The organism is Kineococcus arenarius subsp. arenarius, assembly GCF_050871845.1.
Lineage (GTDB): Bacteria > Actinomycetota > Actinomycetes > Actinomycetales > Kineococcaceae > Kineococcus.
The window spans coordinates 1-17950 of the sequence record NZ_JBJLSE010000042.1 but is presented as its reverse complement, the minus strand read 5'-3'; the positions used below and the strand labels follow the sequence as shown (position 1 = coordinate 17950).

16 protein-coding genes are annotated in these 17950 nt (G+C 75.1%); 5 read left to right on the top strand and 11 right to left on the bottom strand.

The window, feature by feature from the left end:
* Positions 1 to 34: 34 nt before the first annotated feature.
* A complete protein-coding gene (locus ACRYM0_RS11790) occupies positions 35 to 1123 on the top strand; it encodes an alkene reductase (protein ID WP_432505268.1) in 1089 nt (362 codons plus the stop codon).
* A gap of 49 nt (positions 1124 to 1172) precedes the next feature.
* Here ACRYM0_RS11790 and ACRYM0_RS11785 read toward each other — a convergent pair whose 3' ends face one another.
* The 3 genes from ACRYM0_RS11785 to ACRYM0_RS11775 form a co-directional block, all read right to left on the bottom strand.
* Positions 1173 to 1919, bottom strand: coding sequence for a sulfite exporter TauE/SafE family protein (locus ACRYM0_RS11785; RefSeq protein ID WP_432505266.1), 747 nt, complete (start codon positions 1917 to 1919; stop codon positions 1173 to 1175).
* A gap of 74 nt (positions 1920 to 1993) precedes the next feature.
* Complete coding sequence (locus tag ACRYM0_RS11780; RefSeq protein ID WP_432505264.1) at positions 1994 to 2653, bottom strand: potassium channel family protein; 660 nt, start codon at positions 2651 to 2653, stop codon at positions 1994 to 1996.
* Positions 2646 to 3965 (bottom strand): TrkH family potassium uptake protein, encoded by a 1320-nt coding sequence (locus tag ACRYM0_RS11775; RefSeq protein WP_432505262.1) that lies wholly within the window; start codon positions 3963 to 3965, stop codon positions 2646 to 2648. Before ACRYM0_RS11775 ends, ACRYM0_RS11780 begins: the two co-directional genes overlap by 8 nt.
* A gap of 215 nt (positions 3966 to 4180) precedes the next feature.
* Between ACRYM0_RS11775 and ACRYM0_RS11770 the strand changes: the two genes are divergently transcribed.
* Positions 4181 to 6589, top strand: a complete 2409-nt coding sequence (locus tag ACRYM0_RS11770; protein WP_432505260.1) for an ATP-binding cassette domain-containing protein — start codon at positions 4181 to 4183, stop codon at positions 6587 to 6589.
* A gap of 15 nt (positions 6590 to 6604) precedes the next feature.
* On the opposite strand, the gene ACRYM0_RS11765 is transcribed toward ACRYM0_RS11770, so the two are convergent.
* On the bottom strand, positions 6605 to 7234 hold the full coding sequence (locus ACRYM0_RS11765) for a LysE/ArgO family amino acid transporter (protein WP_432505258.1): 630 nt from the start codon (positions 7232 to 7234) through the stop codon (positions 6605 to 6607).
* A gap of 71 nt (positions 7235 to 7305) precedes the next feature.
* On the opposite strand from ACRYM0_RS11765, the gene ACRYM0_RS11760 reads away from it, so the two are divergent.
* A complete protein-coding gene (locus ACRYM0_RS11760; protein ID WP_432505256.1) occupies positions 7306 to 8208 on the top strand; it encodes a LysR family transcriptional regulator ArgP in 903 nt (300 codons plus the stop codon).
* Positions 8209 to 8326: 118 nt separating this feature from the next.
* Positions 8327 to 9157 carry a M15 family metallopeptidase gene (locus tag ACRYM0_RS11755; protein ID WP_432505254.1) on the top strand — a complete coding sequence of 277 codons (831 nt, stop codon included), beginning with the start codon at positions 8327 to 8329 and terminating at the stop codon, positions 9155 to 9157.
* Between the two features lie 15 nt (positions 9158 to 9172).
* Here ACRYM0_RS11755 and ACRYM0_RS11750 read toward each other — a convergent pair whose 3' ends face one another.
* Complete coding sequence (locus tag ACRYM0_RS11750; protein ID WP_432505252.1) at positions 9173 to 9772, bottom strand: dihydrofolate reductase family protein; 600 nt, start codon at positions 9770 to 9772, stop codon at positions 9173 to 9175.
* Between the two features lie 92 nt (positions 9773 to 9864).
* Positions 9865 to 10272 (bottom strand): alternative ribosome rescue aminoacyl-tRNA hydrolase ArfB, encoded by a 408-nt coding sequence (gene arfB / locus ACRYM0_RS11745; RefSeq protein WP_432505250.1) that lies wholly within the window; start codon positions 10270 to 10272, stop codon positions 9865 to 9867.
* 142 nt (positions 10273 to 10414) lie between these two features.
* On the opposite strand from arfB, the gene ACRYM0_RS11740 reads away from it, so the two are divergent.
* Positions 10415 to 10882, top strand: a complete 468-nt coding sequence (locus ACRYM0_RS11740; RefSeq protein ID WP_432505248.1) for a hypothetical protein — start codon at positions 10415 to 10417, stop codon at positions 10880 to 10882.
* Here the strand turns inward: ACRYM0_RS11740 and ACRYM0_RS11735 are convergent.
* From ACRYM0_RS11735 to ACRYM0_RS11715, 5 genes are all read right to left on the bottom strand, one after another.
* Entirely contained in the window at positions 10866 to 11552 is a 687-nt protein-coding gene (locus tag ACRYM0_RS11735; protein WP_432505246.1) for a DedA family protein, read from the bottom strand. The genes ACRYM0_RS11740 and ACRYM0_RS11735 overlap by 17 nt on opposite strands.
* Positions 11553 to 11648: 96 nt before the next feature.
* Complete coding sequence (locus ACRYM0_RS11730; RefSeq protein WP_432505245.1) at positions 11649 to 12086, bottom strand: MarR family winged helix-turn-helix transcriptional regulator; 438 nt, start codon at positions 12084 to 12086, stop codon at positions 11649 to 11651.
* Between the two features lie 95 nt (positions 12087 to 12181).
* The gene (locus ACRYM0_RS11725; protein WP_432505243.1) at positions 12182 to 13132 is read right to left on the bottom strand and encodes a YceI family protein; all 951 of its coding nucleotides are present in this window, start codon (positions 13130 to 13132) and stop codon (positions 12182 to 12184) included.
* Complete coding sequence (locus ACRYM0_RS11720; RefSeq protein WP_459115318.1) at positions 13132 to 15621, bottom strand: MFS transporter; 2490 nt, start codon at positions 15619 to 15621, stop codon at positions 13132 to 13134. The genes ACRYM0_RS11725 and ACRYM0_RS11720 overlap by 1 nt, the downstream gene beginning before the upstream one ends.
* 311 nt (positions 15622 to 15932) lie before the next feature.
* Positions 15933 to 17819: a rhamnogalacturonan lyase gene (locus ACRYM0_RS11715; RefSeq protein WP_432505239.1), complete on the bottom strand. Its 1887-nt coding sequence runs from the start codon at positions 17817 to 17819 to the stop codon at positions 15933 to 15935.
* Positions 17820 to 17950: the final 131 nt, after the last annotated feature.

Here is a 17950-nt window from a genome sequence, read left to right as displayed (position 1 = left end):
CCCCGCCGCACCTCGACGGAAGGACACCGACCCCGTGGACCTGTTCTCGCCCGTGACCCTGGGCGACCTGCAGCTGCCCAACCGCCTCGTCATGGCGCCGCTGACGCGCATGCGCGCGGAGGCCGACGGCACGCCGAACGCGCTGATCGCGGAGCACTACGCGCAGCGCGCGAGCACCGGGCTGATCGTCACCGAGGGCACCTACCCGACCGCGGAGTCGCGCGCGTACGCGGGGCAGCCGGGCATCGTCACCGACGCGCACGCCGCCGGCTGGGAGCGCGTGGCGGAGGCCGTGCACGCACGCGGCGGGCGCCTGTTCATGCAGCTGATGCACGGCGGGCGCGTCTCGCACACCGCCATCACCGGGACCGACCGGATCGTGGCCCCGAGCGCGATCGCCATCCAGGGCGAGGCGCACCTGCCGGACGGCACCAAGGCGCCGTACCCGGTGCCGCACGCCCTGACCCGCGACGAGGTCCGCGGTGTCGTCGACGACTTCGTGGCTGCGGCGCGGCGCGCGGTGGACGCCGGCCTGGACGGGGTGGAGGTGCACAGCGCCAACGGCTACCTGCTGCACGAGTTCCTCGCACCGGGTGCGAACCACCGCGACGACGAGCACGGCGGCTCCCCGGAGAACCGCGCCCGGCTGAGCATCGAGGTCGCCACCGCCGTGGCCGAGGCGGTCGGCGCCGGGCGCGTGGGCATCCGCATCTCCCCCGCCCACAACATCCAGGACGCGTGGGAGCAGGACCCCGCGGACGTGGAGGCCACGTACCAGGCGCTCGTGGAGGGCCTGCGCCCGCTCGGCCTGGCGTACCTCAGCGTCCTGCACCCCGACCCCGCCGGGGATCTGGTGCAGGGCCTGCGCAAGCGGTTCGAGGGCCACCTGATGGCGAACAGCGGTTTCGGCGTGGTCACCACCCGCCAGGACGCCGTGGACCTGATCGCCGACGGCGTCGCCGACTCGGTCGCGGTGGGCCGCATGGTCATCGCGAACCCGGACCTGGTGGAGCGCTGGGCCGGTGGCCACCCGGAGAACGAGCCGAACCCGGCGACGTTCTACGCGGCCGGGGCCACGGGGTACACCGACTACCCGTTCCTGGACGGGCGCACCACCGCCTGACGCGCACGACCCGGCCGGGGGCGCGCCCCCGGCCGGATCACCGGGCGAGTCACGCGCCGAACCACAACCGCACGGCGAGCGCGAAACCCGCCAGGGCGATGACGAGGCGCAGCACCCGCGGGTCCAGGTGGCGCACCACGACGGGGCCGAGGCGGCCGCCGAGCACGCAGCCGGCCCCCAGGGCCAGCGCCGCGGCCCAGGCGACGTCCGCGAACAGGGCGAAACCCACCGCGGCGACCACGTTCGCCCCGCCCACGAGCACGTTCTTCAGGGCGTTGTTGCGCGCCAGGCTCTGCGCGTACAGCACCTCCACGAGCGCCAGCAGCACCACGCCCGCCGCGGCGCCGAAGTACCCGCCGTAGACGCCCACCGCGAACAGCGCCAGCAGCGCCAGCGGGTTGCGCGGCGAGAGGCGCCCGGGCCGCAACCGCTGCACGCGCGGCTGCAGCAGCAGCAGGACGGAGGCGAGCGCCACGAGGAAGGGCACGACCCGCTCGAAGGAGTCCGCCGGCAGGCCCAGCAGCAGCAGGCACCCGGTGGCGCCGCCGGCCGCCATCACCGGCAGCAGGCCCGCGGTGCGCCGGCCCTGCCCGCGCAGTTCCGGGCGGGCGCCGACCGTGGCCCCGACGGTGGTGCCGAACAGCGCGACGGTGTTCGTGACGTTCGCGGTGATCGGCGACAGGCCCGTCAGCAGCAGCGCCGGGTACGACACCAGCGACGCCAGACCCGCGGTGGAACCCACCAGCCCTGCACCGGCCCCGGCGACCAGGAGCAGCAGGGACTCGGCGATCGGCACCCCGAGAGTCAACCAGACGCGGGACCCGGCCCCCGCCGGTGGCCGTCAGGGCGCCGGTCCCCCCGCGGGGCGCGTCAGATCTCGTCGATGAAGCGCTCCACGTCGGCCGGCGCACCCGCGACGAGGATCTCGTCGCCGTACGCCAGCACGGTGGCGGTGTCGGCGTGGCGGTAGCGCTGCTCGTGCGCGGGTTTGACCGAGACCACGGTGACCCCGCGCCTGCTGCGCAGACCGGACCGGCCCAGCGGCACGCCGACGAGGTGCTGCGGCGGCCGGGTCTTGGCCAGCACCCAGTCCTCGTCGACCTCCAGGTAGTCCAGCGCGCGCCCGGAGACCAGGTGCGCCACCCGCTCGCCCATGTCGTGCTCGGGCAGGACGACGTGGTGGGCCCCCACCCGGCGCAGGATGCGGGCCTGCTGGTCGCTGACCGCCTTGGCCCAGATGTCGTCCACCTCCAGGTCCGACAGGAGCGAGGTGGTGAGGATGCTGTCCTGCACGTCGCTGCCGATGGCCACGACGGCCCGGGTGAACCCGGCGATGCCGATCTCGCGCAGGGCCTCGACGTCGGAGGCGTCGGCGACGACGACCTGCTCGAGCTGCCCGGCCAGCGACTGCACCAGGCGCGGGTCGACGTCCACGCCGAGCACCTCGGTGCCGCCGCGCGCCAGTTCCAGCGCCAGCGCCCGGCCGAAGCGGCCCAGGCCGATGACGGCGACGGGTTCGTTCCTAGCCAACGATCGTCCTCTCCTCGGGGAGCTGGTGCCGGCGGCCACGTTCGCGCAGCGCGAGCGCGGACGCCAGCGACAGCGGGCCCACCCTGCCCAGGAACATCAACGCCACGAGCACGAGGCGCGCCGGCTCGGGCAGGCCCGCGGTGATGCCCGTGGACAGCCCGACGGTCGCGAACGCCGAGACCGCCTCGAAGAGGACCCGGTAGAACTCCTCCTCGGACAGCACCAGCAGGGCCAGCGTCGAGGTGGTCACCAGGCCCACCCCGAGCAGCGCGACGGCCAGCGCCTGGCGCTGGTTGGTGGCCGGCACGCGGCGCCGGCCGACCTCGACGTCGGTGTCGCCGCGCACCTCGGCCCACAGCACGTAGGCCAGCAACCCGAAGGTGGTGACCTTGATGCCGCCGGCGGTACCGGCGCTGCCGCCGCCGATGAACATCAGGACGTCGGTGGCGAACAGCGTCTCGGGGCGCAGGGCGGCGATGTCGAGGCTGTTGAAGCCGGCGGTGCGCGCCATGGCCGAGGCGAAGAACGCGCTGAGCACGGTGGTGCCGGGGTCCCGGCCCCCCAGCGTGGCGGGGTTGGTGCGCTCCAGCAGCGCGTACGCGGCGGTGCCCAGCACGAGCAGGACCACGGTGAGCAGCACGGTGATGCGGGTCAGCACCGACCAGCTGCGCGGGCGCCGCCAGGAGCGGGCCAGTTCGAAGACCACGGGGAAACCCAGCCCGCCGAGGACGACGGCGGCGGCGATCGGCAGGCAGACGAGGGCGTCGGAGGCGTAGCGCACCAGGCTGTCGGGGTGCAGGCCGAAACCGGCGTTGTTGAACGCGGAGACGGCGTGGAAGACGCCGTACCAGGCCGCCCGGGGCAGCGGGAAGCCGTGGGCGGTGGCGAAGCGGGCGGTCAGCACGACGGCCAGGACGGCTTCGCTGACGAGGCTGAAGGCGACGATGCGGGCGATGACGCGGCGCACGTCGCCGGCCGAGAGGGTCTTCGTCTCCGCCTGCGCGAGCAGGCGCGCCCGCAACCCGAGCCGGTGCGAGAGCAGCAGCGCCAGCAGGCTGGCCAGCGTCATGAAACCCAGGCCACCGGACTGGATGAGCAGCACGACGACGACCTGCCCGAAGCCGGACCAGTAGGTGCCGGTGTCCACGGTGGCCAGGCCGGTGACGCACACCGCCGAGACCGCGGTGAACAGGGCGTCGCTCAGCGGGGCCCGCTGCCCCGTCGCCGTCGCCCAGGGCAGGGACAGCAGCCCGGTGCCCACCAGCGCCGCGGCCGCGAACCCCAGCACCACCGCCCGCCCGGGCCCGCGCACCCCCGCGCCGCCGCGTCCGCGCCGGAGGGGACCCCTGCGCGCCGAGCGGGGGCGGATCGCTGCTGACACGGCCGTCACGATGGCACACGCTCCCGGCGGGGGCGGGGGCGCGTGCCCCTTCCCCCGCGGCCGTGCGCGCGGCAGGGTGGTGCGGACAGCCCCGCCGACGCCCCAGGAGCCGGCCGGCCCGCACCGGCCGGCGGATCGGAGACGCGATGAGCACGGCCCGGAGCACGGTCGAGAGCACGAGCGCACCGGCGCCCGCGTCACACCCCGCGGACACCCACGACTGGATCCGCGTGCTCGGCGCGCGGGAGAACAACCTCCGGGACGTCAGCATCGAGATCCCCAAGCGCCGGCTGACGGTGTTCACCGGCGTCTCGGGCTCGGGCAAGAGCTCCCTGGTGTTCGCCACGATCGCGGCGGAGTCGCAGCGGCTGATCAACGAGACGTACAGCACGTTCGTGCAGGGCTTCATGCCGACGCTGGCGCGGCCCGACGTGGACGTGCTGGAGGGGCTGACGACGGCGATCGTGGTGGACCAGCGGCGGCTGGGCGCCGACCCACGGTCCACGGTCGGCACCGCCACCGACGCGAACGCGCTGCTGCGCATCCTGTTCAGCCGGCTGGGGCGCCCGCGCATCGGCTCGGCCAAGGCGTTCTCCTTCAACGTCGCCTCGATCAGCGGGGCGGGTGCGGTGACGTTCGAGCGCGGCGGCACGACCGTGAAGGAACGGCGCGACTTCACGATCACGGGCGGCATGTGCCCGCGCTGCGAGGGCACCGGCAGCGTCACCGACATCGACGTGACCCAGCTCTACGACGACACCAAGTCGCTGGACGACGGGCCGTTCACGATCCCCGGGTACAGCGCCGACGGCTGGTACGGGCGCATCTACAGCGGCTGCGGGTTCCTCGACCCCGGCAAGCCGATCCGCGAGTACACCGAGCGGGAGCTGCACGACCTCCTCCACAAGGAACCCACCAAGATCAAGGTGGACGGCATCAACATCACCTACGAGGGGCTGATCCCGAAGATCCGCAAGTCGATGCTGTCCAAGGACGTCGACTCGCTGCAGCCGCACGTGCGGGCCTTCGTGGAGCGGGCGGTGACCTTCACGACCTGCCCCGAGTGCGCCGGGACCCGCCTGAACGAGGGCGCCCGCTCGTCGAAGGTCGCCGGGATCAGCATCGCGGACGCCTGCGCGATGCAGATCAGCGACCTGGCCGAGTGGGTCCGCGCCCTGGACGACGCCTCCGTGGCGCCGCTGCTGGCCTCGCTGCAGCACACCCTGGACTCCTTCACGGGGATCGGGCTGGGTTACCTGTCGCTGGAGAGGCCGTCGGGGACGCTGTCGGGCGGTGAGGCGCAGCGCGTCAAGATGATCCGCCACCTCGGCTCGGCGCTCACCGACGTCACGTACGTCTTCGACGAACCCACCACGGGGCTGCACCCGCACGACGTCCAGCGGATGAACGCGCTGCTGCTGCGCCTGCGGGACAAGGGGAACACGGTGCTCGTGGTCGAGCACAAACCCGAGGTGATCGCGATCGCCGACCACGTCGTGGACCTCGGCCCCGGCGCCGGGACGGCGGGCGGCACCGTCTGCTTCGAGGGGACCGTGGAGGGGTTGCGGGCCAGCGGCACCACCACCGGCCGCCACGTCGACGACCGCGCCGCCCTCAAGGGCTCGGTGCGCACCCCCACCGGTGCGCTGCGGGTCCGCGGCGCGAGCACGCACAACCTGCGCGACGTCGACGTCGACGTCCCGCTGGGGGTGCTCGTCGCCGTCACCGGCGTCGCGGGTTCCGGCAAGAGCTCCCTGGTGCACGGGTCCCTGCCCGCGGGGGCGGGCGTGGTCTCCATCGACCAGGGCGGGATCCGCGGTTCCCGGCGCAGCAACCCGGCCACGTACACGGGCCTGCTGGAGCCGGTCCGCAAGGCGTTCGCGAAGGCGAACGGCGTGAAACCGGCGTTGTTCAGCTCCAACTCCGAGGGCGCCTGCCCCACCTGCGGTGGCGCCGGCGTCGTGTACACCGACCTGGTGGTGGTGGCCGGGGTCGCCACCACCTGCGACGAGTGCGAGGGCAGGCGGTTCCAGGCGGCGGTGCTGGAGCACCGCCTGGGCGGCAAGGACATCAGCGAGGTCCTCGCGATGCCGGTCAGCGAGGCCCTGGAGTTCTTCGGGTCCGGCGAGGCCCGCACGCCGGCCGCGCACCGGGTCCTCGCCCGGCTCGCGGACGTGGGGCTGGGGTACCTCACGCTGGGCCAGCCGCTCACCACGCTGTCCGGGGGCGAGCGGCAGCGGCTGAAGCTGGCCGTGCACACCGCCGAACCCGGTGGCGTCTACGTGCTGGACGAGCCGACGGCGGGCCTGCACCTCGCCGACGTGGAGCAGCTGCTGGGCCTGCTGGACCGGCTCGTCGACTCCGGCACGTCGGTCGTCGTCGTCGAGCACCACCAGGCGGTCGTGGCGCACGCCGACTGGGTCATCGACCTCGGTCCCGGCGCCGGCCACGACGGCGGCCGCGTCGTCTTCGAGGGCACCCCCGCCGACCTCGTCGCCGCGCGCTCCACCCTCACCGGTGAGCACCTCGCCGCCTACGTGGGCGCGGTGGGCTGACGCGCCCGGCGCCGCTCACCCCCCGCGCGGCGAGGCGGCGAGGAGCAGCGAGGCGGCCAGGCAGAACATGACCACTGCGATCAGCGCGTCGAGCACCCGCCAGGCGCGGGGCCGGGCGAACAGGGGCCGCAGCAGTGCCGCGCCGAAGCCCAGGACGGTGAACCACACGGCGCTGCCGGCGGCGGCACCGGCGGCGAACCACCACTGCCGCCCCGGGTGGCCCTGGGCGATCGAGCCGAGCAGGACCACGGTGTCGAGGTAGACGTGCGGGTTCAGCCAGGTCAGCGCCAGCGCCGTGCCGACCGTGGCCGCCAGGGTGGCGGGTGCCGCTGCCTCCCGGGGGTCCAGCGCCCCGGGGTGCAGCGCGCGGCGGGCGGCCGCCAGGCCGTACGCGGTCAGGAAGGCGGCACCGGCGACGCGCACCGCGGTCAGCAGCCCGGGGTGGTCCTGGACGACGGCGCCGGCCCCGGCCACCCCGGCGGCGATGAGCACGACGTCGGAGAGCACGCACACGGCCACCACCGCGCCGACGCGCTGCCCGCGCAGGCCCTGGCGCAGCACGAAGGCGTTCTGCGAGCCGATCGCCACGATCAGGGACAGGCCCAGGGCGAGACCGGACGCGGCGGCGAGGAGACCGGTGAGCACCCGGCGACGGTAGGCACCGCGCCGCCGGAAGAGAAGCTCACGTTCCTGCAGCACCATTAGCATCGCTGTTCGTGGACCTGGACCTCGGGCAGCTGCGCGCCCTGAGCGCCGCGGTCTCCGAGGGCACCTTCGAGGCCGCCGCCCGGGCCCTGCACGTGACGCCCTCGGCGGTCAGCCAGCGGCTGCGGGCCCTGGAGGTGACCACCGGCCGGGTGCTCCTGGTGCGCAGCAAGCCGGTGCGGCCCACCGCGTCCGGCGAGGTCCTGCTGCGCCTGGCCCGCCAGGTCGAGCTGCTGGCCGGCGACACCCTGGCCGAGCTGGACGCCGGTGAGCCGGGGACCGGGGGCGTGCAGGCGCTGCCCGTGGCGGTCAACGCCGACTCCCTGGCCACCTGGGTGCTGCCCGCGCTGGCCCCGCTGGCCGGCGCGGTGTGCTTCGACATCCACCGCGACGACGAGGGGCGCACCGCCGAGCTGCTGCGCTCGGGCGCCGTGGTGGCCGCCATCACCACCGAACCGGACCCCGTGGCCGGGTGCTCGGTCGCTCGCCTGGGCGCCATGCGCTACCGCCCCGTGGCGGCCGCCGCCCGCGCCCGCCAGTGGTTCCCCGACGGTCCCACCGCCGAGGCCCTGGCGCGCGCTCCCGTGGTGGCCTTCGACCGCGAGGACGACCTGCAGCACCGCTACCTGCGGCAGCGCCTGCCCGACCCGGAGCGGGCGCTGCCGCAGGTACCGGTGCACCACGTGCCCTCCTCGGCGGACTTCCTGACCGCTGTCCGCCTGGGGCTGGGGTGGGGCATGGTGCCCGAGCTGCAGTGCCGCCCCGGCGGGACCGACGGGGACCTGGTGGAGATCGACCCGGCCGGCGCGGTCGACGTCACCCTGCACTGGCAGCAGTGGAAGCTGCGCTCCCCCTCGCTGGACCGCGTCGCGACCGCGATCACCGACGCCGCCCGCCGGCACCTGGCGCAGTGACGGTGCTCTGGTCCGACGGTCGCGGGCCCGGCGCGCCGTCTGGCCCCCTCGGCCCGGGCTCGGCATGATCTCCGGAGTCAGCGCGCACGGAACCACCCGGACCCGCTGGAGGACCGACGTGCCCTCGCCCTTCGCCGCCGACCGGCTGCCCGACGGACGACGCCGCTACAGCCACCGCGCCGTGGTGGCCCGCCGCACCCTGCTGGCCGGTGTCGTGGTGGCCGGCACCGGCACCGGTGCGGGGATCGGGTGGTCGCGCTCGAGCGGCGACCGGGCCGCCGCGGGGGCGGGACCGGCCGGCTCCCCGGACGCGGCACCCCCCGCCGCGTCCGCGGAACCCGCCCCCGCGGGGACGGCCGCCCCCGCGGCACCGTCGACCACCGACGCGGCCAGCCCGTGGGTGGTGGTCAACAAGAAGCACCCGATCGACCCGGCCGACTACGCCCCCGCCGAGCTGGTGACGGTCGGGGGCGAGGAGGTCGGGGCCGTCGCCGCCCCCGACCTCACCGCGCTGCTGGCCGCCGCGCGCGCCGACGGCGTGGACCTGCGGATCACCAGCGGGTACCGCTCGCGCGAGCACCAGCGCGCGGTGCACGAACGGGCCGTGCGGCGCGACGGGCTCGCCGTCGCGGAGAGCGTGTCCGCGCGCCCCGGCCACAGCGAGCACCAGACCGGCCTCGCCGTCGACTTCGGCAGCGGCAGCGAACCGGGGTGCGGGCTGGGCAGCTGCTTCGAGGGCACCCCCGAGGGGCGGTGGCTCGCGGAGCGCGCCGGTCTCTTCGGGTTCCTGCTGCGCTACCCCGCCGGGTACACCGAGGTCACGGGGTACGCCCACGAACCGTGGCACTACCGGTGGGTGGGCCGGGAACTGGTGGAGCAGGTCGCGCACCGGGGGGTGGCGACCCTGGAGGAGTTCTTCGGGATCACCGGCGGGCCCGAGTACGCCTGAACCCGCGGGCGGCGGTCAGCCGGTGCGCCGCACCCGGTAGGTCGCCACCACGGTCCCGGCGGCCGTGGTCGTGCTGGAGTCGACGTCCAGGTCCAGCGCGGTGCCCTCGAACAGCCGGGTGCCGCGGCCCAGCACCACGGGCAGCGTGGTGAGGACGAACCGGTCGACGAGCCCGGCGGCGGTGAGGTCGCGCACGAGGGCGAGGCTGCCGAGGACGACGAGCTCGCCGTTCCCGCGCTCCTTCAGCGCCGCGACGGTCCGGACGGCCTCGCCGGTCAGCAGGGTGGACGCCGGCCACGGCAGGCCGCCGTCGGGGTCGGCGGAGCGGGAGGCCACGAACTTCGGCGTGCGGCGCAGCACGTCGGTGAACGGGTTCGGCTCGTCGGTGCCCAGCCAGTGCCCGACGAGGTCGTGGTAGGTGCGCCGGCCGAACAGCATCGCCGTCGTCGCGCCCCGGCCGCCCATCGCCGCCCGCACCGCCTCGGGGTCCTCGGCCAGCAGCCTGGTCGCCCACCCGCCCAGGCCGAAACCCCCGCGGGTGTCCTCGTCGGGCCTGCCGGGCCCCTGGGCGACCCCGTCCAGCGAGACGTTCTCCACCACCACGAGCTCGTGCACCGCGTCCTCCTGCGTCGTCGGGCGCCCGCCGTCGGGCACCCCTCGGGGAGTGGACCACGCGCGGCGCCGGGAATCACCGGTGCGCGGCGGGGTCAGTCGTCGGTGCTGCGGCGCAGGCGCTTGACGTCGCCGCGTCGCCGCTTGCCGTCCAGGCGGCGGCGCTGCGAACCGCGGGTGGGCCGGGTGGCGCGCCGCTGCGGCGGCGCGGGGGCGGTCGCGTCGCGCAGCAGCTCGCGCAGGCGTTCCAGGGCGGCTTCGCGGTTGCGCAGCTGCGAGCGGTGCTCGCTGGCCACGACCGTGAGGACGCCACCGGTCAGGCGCGAGGACAGCCGGTCCAGGGCGCGCCGGCGCAGGTGCTCGGGGAACGCCCCGGAGCCGGCCAGGTCGAACGACAGCTCCACGCGCGAGTCGGTGGTGTTGACGCCCTGCCCGCCGGGCCCGCCGGCGCGGGAGAACCGCTCGGTGAGCTCGGCGGCCGGCACCGTCACCGCTGGGCTCACCCGGACGTCGCGCACGCCTTCCCCAACCGCGCGGGGCCGCCACCGCTTCCCGCCCGCCGCACCCCCGGGACGTGCGGGTGGCGGGGCGCGGGGACCTGGACGACGATGCCTGCGTCCGCTCCCCCGTGCGAGGAGACCACCCGTGCCCCTGCCGACGAGCCACCCCCACCAGCGCTACAGCGTCAGCGGCTACCGGGAACAGCCCTCGGGCGACGGGTTCGCCTGGTCGTGCGACCTGCTGCGCCACGGGCAGAGCTTCGGGCTGGCCAGCGACGACGGGCGCGGCGGCGGCGTCGACCTCACCTTCACGGACACCGCGCGCGGTGAGGAGTTCCTGGTCGCGGCCCGGTCGCTGCACCCGCACGAGGAGCGCCCCGCCGACGTCCTGATCGACGAGCTGATCACCATCCGGCAGATGAACGCCCTGGACCAGGTCGCCTACTGCTTCGAGGAGGACCGCTTCGAGGAGCGCGGCGAGCACCGACTGGCGGAACCCGGTCTCACGTTCGAGCAGGTCCGCGAGACGCTCGCGACCCGGTACGCCGCGCGCCACCCGCGCATCTGGGACAGGAACCGCTCGGCGATGGTGCCCGTCACCGGCGACGGCTGACCGCGACCCGCCGGCGCAGGCGGGCGACACCGACGGGAACCAGCACGAGGACGACGAGCAGCCCCAGGCCGAGTTCGACGTTGTCCCGGACGAGCGGGACGCCACCCAGGGCGTGGCCGAGCAGCGTGATCCCGGCAGCCCACCCGACGGCCCCGATGCCCGAGTACGCGAAGAAGGTGCGGCGCGGCATGCGCCCCGCCCCGGCGGCCACGGTGATGAAGGTCCGCACGACCGGCACGAAGCGGGCCAGGACGACGGCCCGCGGCCCGTGGTCGGCGAAGAAGCGCCGGGTCCTCTCGACGTGCTGCGGTTTCAGGAGCCGGGAACCCGGGCGCTGGAGGATCGCAGGCCCGGCCCTGCGCCCGATCTCGTACCCGCACACGTTGCCGGCCCAGGCCGCCGCGGACAGCACCGTGCACACCAGCCACAGCGGCTGGGGGACGAGGTGCTGGTGCTGGAAGAGGCCGAGGGTGAACAGCAGCGAGTCACCGGGCAGGAGGAAATCGACGAGGAGCCCGCACTCGGCGAAGACGACGGCGGCGGCGCCCCACAACGCCCACCCGCCGAGGGCGGCCAGCAGCGAGGAGGGTTCGAGCCACTGCGGCAGCACGGCCGGGGCGGCGCTGGGCGCGGCGGCGCTGAGGGCGGGGATCTGGGCCAGGAGGGACACGTTGGTTGACCTGCTTCTGTCGCGACCTGCGCTGAGGCCGGGTGGGCGGCGCACGACCCGCGGGTCGCACTGGTGCGGCGCTGGCTCGGGACCCCGTCAGCGTCCTTCGCGCAGGCGGCGCAGCAACCGGGTGAGCTGCTGGACGTCGTCGGTGGACCACCCGCGGAACGCGTGCTCCCAGTCGTCGAGCCGCTCGTCGAGGTACGCGGTGAACTGCTCGCGCGCCTGGGCGGTCAGGTCGACCAGGCGGGCGCGCGCGTCCGTGGGGTCGGGGACGCGGGTGACCAGGCCCAGCCGTTCGACGGCCGCGATCTGGCGGCTGACGGTGGAGGCGTCGAGGTGCAGGACGCGCACCAGGTCCGAGGGGCGCAGCGCACCGGAGGTGCCGAGCACGCCGATCAACGGCACGGCCGTGGGGTCGAGCCGGGGGTGCAGCAGGTGCGCGAGTTCGCGGGTGCGGGCCCGGCGCAGCTGCGACCGCACGGCCATCTCCTCCTCCAGGGCGGCGAGCACCTCCCTGGGGATGCTCTCCACCCCGACCGCACCCCGGTCCTGACGCACGTGCCCGTCCCTCCGGTGACGCGCCCCGCCACCCGGTGGTGGGGCGTCGTCGGCTGCTGTGCCGCTGATCAGTCCTGCTGCAGGACGGCCTGGACGTCGATGGCGACCTTCAAGGTGGTGCCGAAGACGGCCACGCCGATGCCCACGGCCTGGTTCCAGTTCATCGCGAAGTCCTCGCGGTGCAGTTCGGTGCCGGCGGTGAACGCCGCGCGGGTGCCGCCCCAGGGGTCCGGGCCGGACCCGGTGAAGGTCATCTCCAGCTGCACCGGGCGGGTGGTCTCCAGCAGCGTCAGCTGCCCGGGCAGCACCCAGCGCCCCGCGCTCGTGCGCTGCACGCCGGCGGCGCGGAAACGCACCTGCGGGAATCGGGCGACGTCCAGGAAGTCCGCCGAGCGCAGGTGCTCGTCGCGCTGGGCGTTGCCGGTGTCGATGGAGTCCGCCTCGATGCTCACGTCCACGCTGGAGGCGCTGACGTCGCCGGGGGGCACGGTGATGGTGCCGGTGAAGCGGGTGAAGCGCCCGTGGACCGCGGAGATGCCCAGGTGGTGGGCGGTGGCGGTGATGGACGAGTGGGCGGTGTCGACGACCCACACCCCGGGCGGGGGCACGTCGTCCTGGCTGCCGGTGCGGCGCAGGCGCACCTCGCCGGTGTGCCAGGTGCCCTCGGCGGGCACCACGACGGCGCTGGCGCGCGGCTCGTGGGCCGGGGCGGCGATCAGCAGGGTGGCCGCCCCGGGGGGTGCGGGGGGCAGGGTGAAGGTGCCGTCGGCACCGGTCACGGTGCGCGCGCTCTGGGCGCCGTCGGCGCCCAGCAGGGTGATCGCGGCTCCGGGCACGGGCCAGCCCTCCCGGGTCAGCACCCGCCCGGTGCCCGTCACGCGCCCCGCCGCCGCGGCCGGGGCGGCCGCCGGTGCGGCGGGGGGGACCGGAGCGGGCGCCGGCGCGGTGGGCGGGACCGCGGGGCGCGGTTCCTGCGCGCGGTGCGCACCCGGGTGGGCGCGCCGTCGTCGTCCGAACATCAGCGCTGCTCCCCCGGTGCGGCGGGCGCGGCGCGCACGGCGCCGCCGTCCTGCTCGCCCCCGAGGACGACCCGCACCGCGCGGACCTCGTCCTCGGCGACGTCGACACCGGTGGCCACGGGGGCGTAACCGGCGGCGGTGAGCGTGTAGTGCCCGGCCGCGAGGTCCTCGAAGCCGTACTCGCCGCTGTCGTCGGTGCTCGCCACGGCCACCACGCCGCCGTCGGCGTCCACCAGGGTGACGGTGGCGTCGCGCAGCCGCCGGCCGTCGCCGGCCGCCACGACGGTGCCGGTCAGGCGCCCGCCGCCGGACAGCAGCAGGTCGCAGGCCAGCGCCCCCGCGTCGGGCACGTCGACGGCGCGGGCCAGGGGCCGGCGCGTCTCGGCCTGGGCGGTGAGGACGTAGGCGCCACCCGTGAGGGACTCGAAGGCGTAGCCGCCGTCGGCGCCGCTGCGGGCGGAGCCGACGACCTGCCCGGTGACGTCGGTCAGCGTCACCAGCGCCGCGCCCACGCCGCGGTCCTGGCCGGAGGCGGGGTCGTGGGCCAGCACGCGCCCGGTGATCACCGAGCGCCCGCTCAGGACCACGTCGCGGGTCACGGGGCGGTCGGCGACGGGGACCAGCGTCGCCGAGGGCGAGAGGTGGGCGGCGGCCACGATGAGCAGGTATGTGCCCCCGGTGGCCGCGCGCAGCTCGTAGCGGCCCTCCTCGTCGGTGCGGGTGCGGGCGACCTGCTGGCCGGTCTGGTCGGCCAGGGTGATGACCGCGTCGGTCAGCGGTCGCCCGCCGTGCTGGCGGACCGTGCCGGTCACGGCCGGGCCGCTCAGCTGCGCCCGCGGGGCCGGAGCGGCGGACGGCGGGACGGGCGTGCCGTCGACCGTGCCGTCGGCCACCCCTGCGGCCGTGCCGTCGCGCTGCTCGGCGGGCACGGACCACCGCTGGTCCTGCTGCGCCGCGGGGGGCTCCGCGTCCGCGGCGGTCTGCACGGGGTCGGGGGTGGAGCGCTGCCCGCGCAGGGCGACCTCCTTGAAGAAGAAGCTGACGACCAGCGCGATCAGCGCGAAGGGCGCGGCGACCAGGAACACGTCCGCGACGGAGGAGCCGTAGGCGGCCTGCACGATGCCGCGCACCGGCTGGGGGATCGCCGAGAGGTCGGGCACGCCCTCGCCGCTGCCGCCGGCCGCGGCCGGGTCGATGCCCGCGGCGCGCAGACCGTCGGCCAGGTGGCCGGTCACGCGGTGGGCGAGCACGGCACCCAGCGCGGAGACGCCGATGGCGCCGCCGAGCGTGCGGGAGAAGGCGACGAAGGAGCTGGCCGAGCCGAGGTCCTGCGGGGCGACGATGTTCTGCACGGCGAGCACGAGGTTCTGCATCATCGCGCCGACGCCCACGCCGACGAGGAGCATCCAGACCGCGACGACCCAGTAGTTCGTGTCGAACTCGACGGTGCCCATCAGGCCCAGGCCGGCGGTCAGCGAGACGCCGCCGGCGACGATCCAGCCCTTCCAGCGGCCGGTGCGGGTGATGAACTGGCCGGCGATCGTCGACGACAGGAACAGCCCGATGATCATCGGCAGCGTGAGAAGGCCGGACATCGTCGGGGTCTCACCACGGGCGAGCTGGAAGTACTGGCTGAGGAACACCGTCCCGCCGAACATCGCCACGCCGACGAAGAGGCTGGCAAGCGCGGACAGCACCACGGTGGGGTTGCGGAAGAAGCGCAGCGGGATGATCGGCTCGGCGGCGCGGGACTCGACGAGCACGGTCAGGGCCAGCAGCACCAGGCCGCCGCCGACCATCGCGACGGTCTGCCAGGAACCCCAGTCGAACTGCTGCCCGGCCAGGGACACCCACACGAGCAGGGAGGAGACGCCCGCGGCCAGCAGCACGGCGCCCAGGTAGTCGATGCGCACGCCCTCGCGCTTGACCACCGGCAGGTGCAGGGTCTTCTGCAGGACGACGATCGCGGCGATCGCGAACGGCACGCCGACGTAGAAGCACCAGTGCCACGACAGGTGCTGGGTGAGCACCCCGCCGATGAGCGGGCCGGTGACGGTGCCGAGGGCGAAGACGGCGCCGAGGTAGCCGGAGTACCGGCCGCGCTCGCGCGGGCTGATCATCGTGGCCATGATCACCTGCGCCAGCGCGGTCAGGCCGCCGGCGCCCAGGCCCTGCACGGCACGCATCGCGATCAGCATGCCCATGCTCTGGCTCAGGCCGGCCACGGCCGAGGCGATCACGAAGACGACCAGCGCGAGCTGGATCAGGACCTTCTTGGAGAACAGGTCCGAGAGCTTGCCCCAGATGGGCGTGGAGATCGTCGTGGCCAGCAGCGTCGCGGTGACGACCCACGTGTACCCGGACTCGGTGCCGTCCAGGTCGCTGACGATCGTGGGCAGCGCGTTGGAGACGACCGTCGAGGACAGGATCGCCACGAACATGCCCAGCAGCAGGCCCGAGAGGGCCTCCATGATCTGCCGGTGCGACATGGGCCCGTCCGGGCCGTGCCCGTTCGGCGCCGCCTGGTGGGGGGTGCGGTGCGGCGGCACCGCCGCGGGACTGGCGCTCATGCGTTCTCCTGCCTCGACGCGCGCGGGGCGCGGCCACGGCGAACCTTCGGGGGATGACGGTCGGGACCTCTCGATGCTTGAGGTCCTCAAACAAGGTACCCCCCGTTGCTTGCCTCATGCAACCTGTCTGTCGCGGACCGGTCCCCGGGCACCTCGAGGCGTCCCCACGCGCGAGGGGCGGGGCCGGGCGGGGAGGTCCCCGTCCGACCCCGCCCCTGGCGGGAGCCGCCTCACCCCAGGGAGGTCCCGGTGTGCGGGGGCTGGTTGTAGCCGCTGTTCTGCGAGGCGAGCTGCGCCCGGTACGTGCGGTCGTGCACGAGCGTGGTGATCCGCTCCTCGGTGGGGAACGTCGTGGTGAGCACCCGCAGCGCGGAACCGTCGGCCGTGGGCAGCACGACCTCCTCGCGCCAGTCGCCGAGCAGGTCGCCGGAGATCGAGGGGTTCGCCTTCGTGCCGTTGTTCGAGACGACGCCCTCGGCGGCCAGCAGCGGCACCGTGGTCCCGGTGGCCGGGTCCCACTCCGAGATCGTGGTGCCGTCGAGCAGTTCGCGCTGGCGGTCCCCGTCCCACCAGACGGCGTGGTTGATCGAGGCGGGCTTCGCGTCGGTGAGCTTCTCGCCGTCGGCGGCGTACAGCCCGGGCGAGCGCGAGGACCACGACTCCGACCCGGGCGAGGACGGGTCCACGTCGGCGGACAGCCCGCGGCCGTTGTCCGCGTCGGCCGGGGTGGTCCACAGCACCTCGCCGGTGGCCGCGTCGAGCATGGAGGCACCCACGCCGCCGCTGCACGTCATGCACTCGTGCACGCCGAAGCGCTCCAGACCGGGCCGGGCCGGGTCCAGGTCGCCGACGTGCAGGGCGTCGCCGTGGCCGAGGCCGGCGTTCCACAGCCCGGTGCCGTCGTCGTCGATCGCGATGGAGCCGTAGACGACCTCGTCGCGCCCGTCGGCGTCGACGTCGGCGACGGAGAACTGGTGGTTGCCCTGCCCCTCCCACTCGGGGCCGAGGGCCGGGTCCTCGGTGTCGAACACCCAGCGCTGGTGCAGCCGGCCGCCGCGCAGGTCCCAGGCGGCGACGACGGCGCGGGTGTAGTAGCCCCGGGCCATGACGATGCTGTGGCTGCGGCCGTCGAAGGAGGCGGTGCCGCCGAGGAACCGGTCGATGCGGTTGCCGTAGTCGTCGCCCCACAGCTCCTTCATCTGCTGCGGCGTGGGGTCGTCGGTGTCGGGGTGGCGGGCGGGCACGTACGCGACGGTGTCGATCTCCCTGCCGCTGCGGCCGTCGAACACGGACAGGAACTCCGGCCCGGACAGGACGCGCCCGACGCCGTCGCGGTGGTCGGCGCCCGGGTCGCCGATGACCCGGCCGCGCCCGTCGACGGTGCCGTCGGCGGTCTTCAGCGCGACCTCGGAACGCCCGTCGCCGTCGAAGTCCTGCACGGCGACCTGCGTGTAGTGCGCCCCGGCGCGCACGTTGCGGCCCAGGTCGATGCGCCACAGCTTCTCCCCCTGCAGCGTGTACGCGTCGATCAGGACGTTGCCGGTGTAGCCGTCCTGGGAGTTGTCCTTGGCGTTGGAGGGGTACCACTTCAGGACGAGCTCGTAGTCCCCGTCGCCGTCGAGGTCGCCGACGGAGACGTCGTTGGCGCTGTAGGTGTACGCCTCCCCGGCGGGCGTGGTGCCGCCGGCGGGCCGGTCCAGGGGGACGTCCAGGGACGCGGCGCTCCACGCGGTGCCGCTGTCGGCCTCCCCCGCGCGGTGGCCGTCGCGCAGCGGCACGACCTGGTAGCGGGCGCCGGCGCGCCCGCCGGGGTCGACGACGTTCGTGGCGTCGTCCCCGTCGAGCGTGGCGACGACCCGCCCGTCGCGGCGCACCTCGAACCCGGTGCCGGGCCGGTCGCCGGCCAGCAGGCGCCAGCTGACGAGGTACCCGCCGTCGGTGGGCACGGCCACGACCCCGCGGTCGAGGTCCTCCAGGAGCGGGTCGGGCCGGTTCCCGGCAGTGGCCGCGGTGGGCGCGGCGAGCAGCGCGGCCGCCAGGCCGGACGCGGTGAGCGCGGTCGCCGCCGCGCGGGTCGCCCTGCGGGCGGCCTCAGGGGTAGGACGACGTCGTCCCACGGTGCCTCCTCCGTTGGAATGCGTTTACCAAGGATGACGCTACGTAGCCGTGCCCCGCACGGTCAACCCTTCCCCCTCCGCCCCCCTCGCCGTGATCTTGCACGGTTGAGGGTTCACCCGTGCAAGATCAC